Origin of the sequence: Pseudomonas citrullilanati, from assembly GCF_030580855.1 — a bacterium.
In the GTDB taxonomy this organism is placed as follows: Bacteria; Pseudomonadota; Gammaproteobacteria; order Pseudomonadales; family Pseudomonadaceae; genus Aquipseudomonas; species Aquipseudomonas citrulli.
Genome location: NZ_JAUQOP010000082.1, coordinates 1 through 5,148, shown reverse-complemented (window position 1 = coordinate 5,148; position 5,148 = coordinate 1). Strand labels below are relative to the sequence as shown.

Here is a 5,148-nt window from a genome sequence, read left to right as displayed (position 1 = left end):
GGTCAGCAAATTGCTTGGGTGTTATATGGTCAAGCCTCACGGGCAATTAGTACAGGTTAGCTCAACGCCTCACAGCGCTTACACACCCTGCCTATCAACGTCGTAGTCTTCGACGGCCCTTCAGGGAGCTCAAGGCTCCAGTGAGATCTCATCTTGAGGCAAGTTTCCCGCTTAGATGCTTTCAGCGGTTATCTTTTCCGAACATAGCTACCCGGCAATGCCACTGGCGTGACAACCGGAACACCAGAGGTTCGTCCACTCCGGTCCTCTCGTACTAGGAGCAGCCCCTCTCAAATCTCAAACGTCCACGGCAGATAGGGACCGAACTGTCTCACGACGTTCTAAACCCAGCTCGCGTACCACTTTAAATGGCGAACAGCCATACCCTTGGGACCGGCTTCAGCCCCAGGATGTGATGAGCCGACATCGAGGTGCCAAACACCGCCGTCGATATGAACTCTTGGGCGGTATCAGCCTGTTATCCCCGGAGTACCTTTTATCCGTTGAGCGATGGCCCTTCCATACAGAACCACCGGATCACTAAGACCTACTTTCGTACCTGCTCGACGTGTCTGTCTCGCAGTCAAGCGCGCTTTTGCCTTTATACTCTACGACCGATTTCCGACCGGTCTGAGCGCACCTTCGTACTCCTCCGTTACTCTTTAGGAGGAGACCGCCCCAGTCAAACTACCCACCATACACTGTCCTCGATCCGGATAACGGACCTGAGTTAGAACCTCAAAGTTGCCAGGGTGGTATTTCAAGGATGGCTCCACGCAGACTGGCGTCCACGCTTCAAAGCCTCCCACCTATCCTACACAAGCAAATTCAAAGTCCAGTGCAAAGCTATAGTAAAGGTTCACGGGGTCTTTCCGTCTAGCCGCGGATACACTGCATCTTCACAGCGATTTCAATTTCACTGAGTCTCGGGTGGAGACAGCGCCGCCATCGTTACGCCATTCGTGCAGGTCGGAACTTACCCGACAAGGAATTTCGCTACCTTAGGACCGTTATAGTTACGGCCGCCGTTTACCGGGGCTTCGATCAAGAGCTTCGCGTTAGCTAACCCCATCAATTAACCTTCCGGCACCGGGCAGGCGTCACACCCTATACGTCCACTTTCGTGTTTGCAGAGTGCTGTGTTTTTAATAAACAGTCGCAGCGGCCTGGTATCTTCGACCGGCGTGGGCTTACGCAGCAAGTGCTTCACCCTCACCGGCGCACCTTCTCCCGAAGTTACGGTGCCATTTTGCCTAGTTCCTTCACCCGAGTTCTCTCAAGCGCCTTGGTATTCTCTACCCAACCACCTGTGTCGGTTTGGGGTACGGTTCCTGGTTACCTGAAGCTTAGAAGCTTTTCTTGGAAGCATGGCATCAACCACTTCGTCACCCAAAGGGTAACTCGTCATCAGCTCTCGGCCTTGAAACCCCGGATTTACCTAAGATTTCAGCCTACCACCTTAAACTTGGACAACCAACGCCAAGCTGGCCTAGCCTTCTCCGTCCCTCCATCGCAATAACCAGAAGTACAGGAATATTAACCTGTTTTCCATCGACTACGCTTTTCAGCCTCGCCTTAGGGACCGACTAACCCTGCGTCGATTAACGTTGCGCAGGAAACCTTGGTCTTTCGGCGTGGGTGTTTTTCACACCCATTGTCGTTACTCATGTCAGCATTCGCACTTCTGATACCTCCAGCAAGCTTCTCAACTCACCTTCACAGGCTTACAGAACGCTCCTCTACCGCATCACTTGCGTGATACCCGTAGCTTCGGTGTATGGTTTGAGCCCCGTTACATCTTCCGCGCAGGCCGACTCGACTAGTGAGCTATTACGCTTTCTTTAAAGGGTGGCTGCTTCTAAGCCAACCTCCTAGCTGTCTAAGCCTTCCCACATCGTTTCCCACTTAACCATAACTTTGGGACCTTAGCTGACGGTCTGGGTTGTTTCCCTTTTCACGACGGACGTTAGCACCCGCCGTGTGTCTCCCATGCTCGGCACTTGTAGGTATTCGGAGTTTGCATCGGTTTGGTAAGTCGGGATGACCCCCTAGCCGAAACAGTGCTCTACCCCCTACAGTGATACATGAGGCGCTACCTAAATAGCTTTCGAGGAGAACCAGCTATCTCCGAGCTTGATTAGCCTTTCACTCCGATCCACAGGTCATCCGCTAACTTTTCAACGGTAGTCGGTTCGGTCCTCCAGTCAGTGTTACCTAACCTTCAACCTGCCCATGGATAGATCGCCCGGTTTCGGGTCTATTCCCAGCGACTAGACGCCCTATTAAGACTCGCTTTCGCTACGCCTCCCCTATTCGGTTAAGCTCGCCACTGAAAATAAGTCGCTGACCCATTATACAAAAGGTACGCAGTCACCCAACAAAGTGGGCTCCCACTGCTTGTACGCATACGGTTTCAGGATCTATTTCACTCCCCTCTCCGGGGTTCTTTTCGCCTTTCCCTCACGGTACTGGTTCACTATCGGTCAGTCAGTAGTATTTAGCCTTGGAGGATGGTCCCCCCATATTCAGACAAAGTTTCTCGTGCTCCGTCCTACTCGATTTCACTTCTAAGATCCTTTCGCGTACAGGGCTATCACCCACTATGGCCGCACTTTCCAGAGCGTTCCGCTAAAATCAAAGAAGCTTAAGGGCTAGTCCCCGTTCGCTCGCCACTACTAAGGGAATCTCGGTTGATTTCTTTTCCTCAGGGTACTTAGATGTTTCAGTTCCCCTGGTTCGCCTCTTGCACCTATGTATTCAGTGCAAGATAACCATCTTGTGATGGCTGGGTTCCCCCATTCAGACACCTCCGGATCACAGTCTGTTTGCCGACTCCCCGAAGCTTTTCGCAGGCTACCACGTCTTTCATCGCCTCTGACTGCCAAGGCATCCACCGTATGCGCTTCTTCACTTGACCATATAACCCCAAGCAATCTGGTTATACTGTGAAGACGACATTCGCCGAAAATTCGCGTGTTCGCTTTCGCGAGACACTCACAAATTTTACCTTAGCCTGAACAACACCAGTGAAAGTGCCATCCAGTCTATCTTTCTATCACATACCCAAATTTTTAAAGAACGATCCGGTCAAAAGACCAGAAATCAACATTCACCATCGCGTCGATGGAATGCTCATTTCTAAGCTTTCATACAGCAGAAGCAGTTTATGGTGGAGCCAAGCGGGATCGAACCGCTGACCTCCTGCGTGCAAGGCAGGCGCTCTCCCAGCTGAGCTATGGCCCCATACAAAATTGGTGGGTCTGGGCAGATTCGAACTGCCGACCTCACCCTTATCAGGGGTGCGCTCTAACCAACTGAGCTACAGACCCAATTTCGAGCTTGTAACTGTTAGCGTGCGCTATCAGCTTGGAGCTTAAAGCTGCTTCTATCGTCTTCTTCAATGAATCAAGCAATTCGTGTGGGAGCTCATGGAGCCGCTGCTGTCGTCGATTAAGGAGGTGATCCAGCCGCAGGTTCCCCTACGGCTACCTTGTTACGACTTCACCCCAGTCATGAATCACACCGTGGTAACCGTCCCCCCGAAGGTTAGACTAGCTACTTCTGGTGCAACCCACTCCCATGGTGTGACGGGCGGTGTGTACAAGGCCCGGGAACGTATTCACCGCGACATTCTGATTCGCGATTACTAGCGATTCCGACTTCACGCAGTCGAGTTGCAGACTGCGATCCGGACTACGATCGGTTTTGTGGGATTAGCTCCACCTCGCGGCTTGGCAACCCTCTGTACCGACCATTGTAGCACGTGTGTAGCCCAGGCCGTAAGGGCCATGATGACTTGACGTCATCCCCACCTTCCTCCGGTTTGTCACCGGCAGTCTCCTTAGAGTGCCCACCATAATGTGCTGGTAACTAAGGACAAGGGTTGCGCTCGTTACGGGACTTAACCCAACATCTCACGACACGAGCTGACGACAGCCATGCAGCACCTGTCTCAATGCTCCCGAAGGCACCAATCCATCTCTGGAAAGTTCATTGGATGTCAAGGCCTGGTAAGGTTCTTCGCGTTGCTTCGAATTAAACCACATGCTCCACCGCTTGTGCGGGCCCCCGTCAATTCATTTGAGTTTTAACCTTGCGGCCGTACTCCCCAGGCGGTCAACTTAATGCGTTAGCTGCGCCACTAAGAGCTCAAGGCTCCCAACGGCTAGTTGACATCGTTTACGGCGTGGACTACCAGGGTATCTAATCCTGTTTGCTCCCCACGCTTTCGCACCTCAGTGTCAGTATCAGTCCAGGTGGTCGCCTTCGCCACTGGTGTTCCTTCCTATATCTACGCATTTCACCGCTACACAGGAAATTCCACCACCCTCTACCATACTCTAGCTCGACAGTTTTGAATGCAGTTCCCAGGTTGAGCCCGGGGCTTTCACATCCAACTTAACGAACCACCTACGCGCGCTTTACGCCCAGTAATTCCGATTAACGCTTGCACCCTCTGTATTACCGCGGCTGCTGGCACAGAGTTAGCCGGTGCTTATTCTGTCGGTAACGTCAAAATTGCAGAGTATTAATCTACAACCCTTCCTCCCAACTTAAAGTGCTTTACAATCCGAAGACCTTCTTCACACACGCGGCATGGCTGGATCAGGCTTTCGCCCATTGTCCAATATTCCCCACTGCTGCCTCCCGTAGGAGTCTGGACCGTGTCTCAGTTCCAGTGTGACTGATCATCCTCTCAGACCAGTTACGGATCGTCGCCTTGGTGAGCCATTACCTCACCAACTAGCTAATCCGACCTAGGCTCATCTGATAGCGCAAGGCCCGAAGGTCCCCTGCTTTCTCCCGTAGGACGTATGCGGTATTAGCGTTCGTTTCCGAACGTTATCCCCCACTACCAGGCAGATTCCTAGGCATTACTCACCCGTCCGCCGCTCTCAAGAGGTGCAAGCACCTCTCTACCGCTCGACTTGCATGTGTTAGGCCTGCCGCCAGCGTTCAATCTGAGCCATGATCAAACTCTTCAGTTCAAACATCTTTGGGTTTTGAGAAAACCCTAAACTTGGCTCAGCAATCGTTGGTTACATCTTTGATTTCTCGCGGAGTAACTTGTGATGCTGATAATCTGTTGACTAGCAGTCTGACTCCACAAGCACCCACACGAATTGCTTGATTCAGTTGTTAAAGAGC

The 5,148-nt window shown here is 52.1% G+C and carries 2 tRNA genes and 2 rRNA genes; all 4 read right to left on the bottom strand.

The window, feature by feature from the left end:
* Positions 1 to 25 precede the first annotated feature (25 nt).
* Positions 26 to 2,917 (bottom strand): 23S ribosomal RNA (locus tag Q6A48_RS25775).
* 250 nt (positions 2,918 to 3,167) lie between these two features.
* Positions 3,168 to 3,243: transfer RNA gene (locus Q6A48_RS25770), tRNA-Ala, on the bottom strand.
* 9 nt (positions 3,244 to 3,252) lie between these two features.
* Positions 3,253 to 3,329 (bottom strand) — tRNA-Ile (locus Q6A48_RS25765).
* A gap of 122 nt (positions 3,330 to 3,451) precedes the next feature.
* Positions 3,452 to 4,988, bottom strand: a 16S ribosomal RNA gene (locus Q6A48_RS25760).
* Together the 16S and 23S rRNA genes with 2 tRNA genes alongside form the textbook arrangement of a ribosomal RNA operon.
* Positions 4,989 to 5,148: the final 160 nt, after the last annotated feature.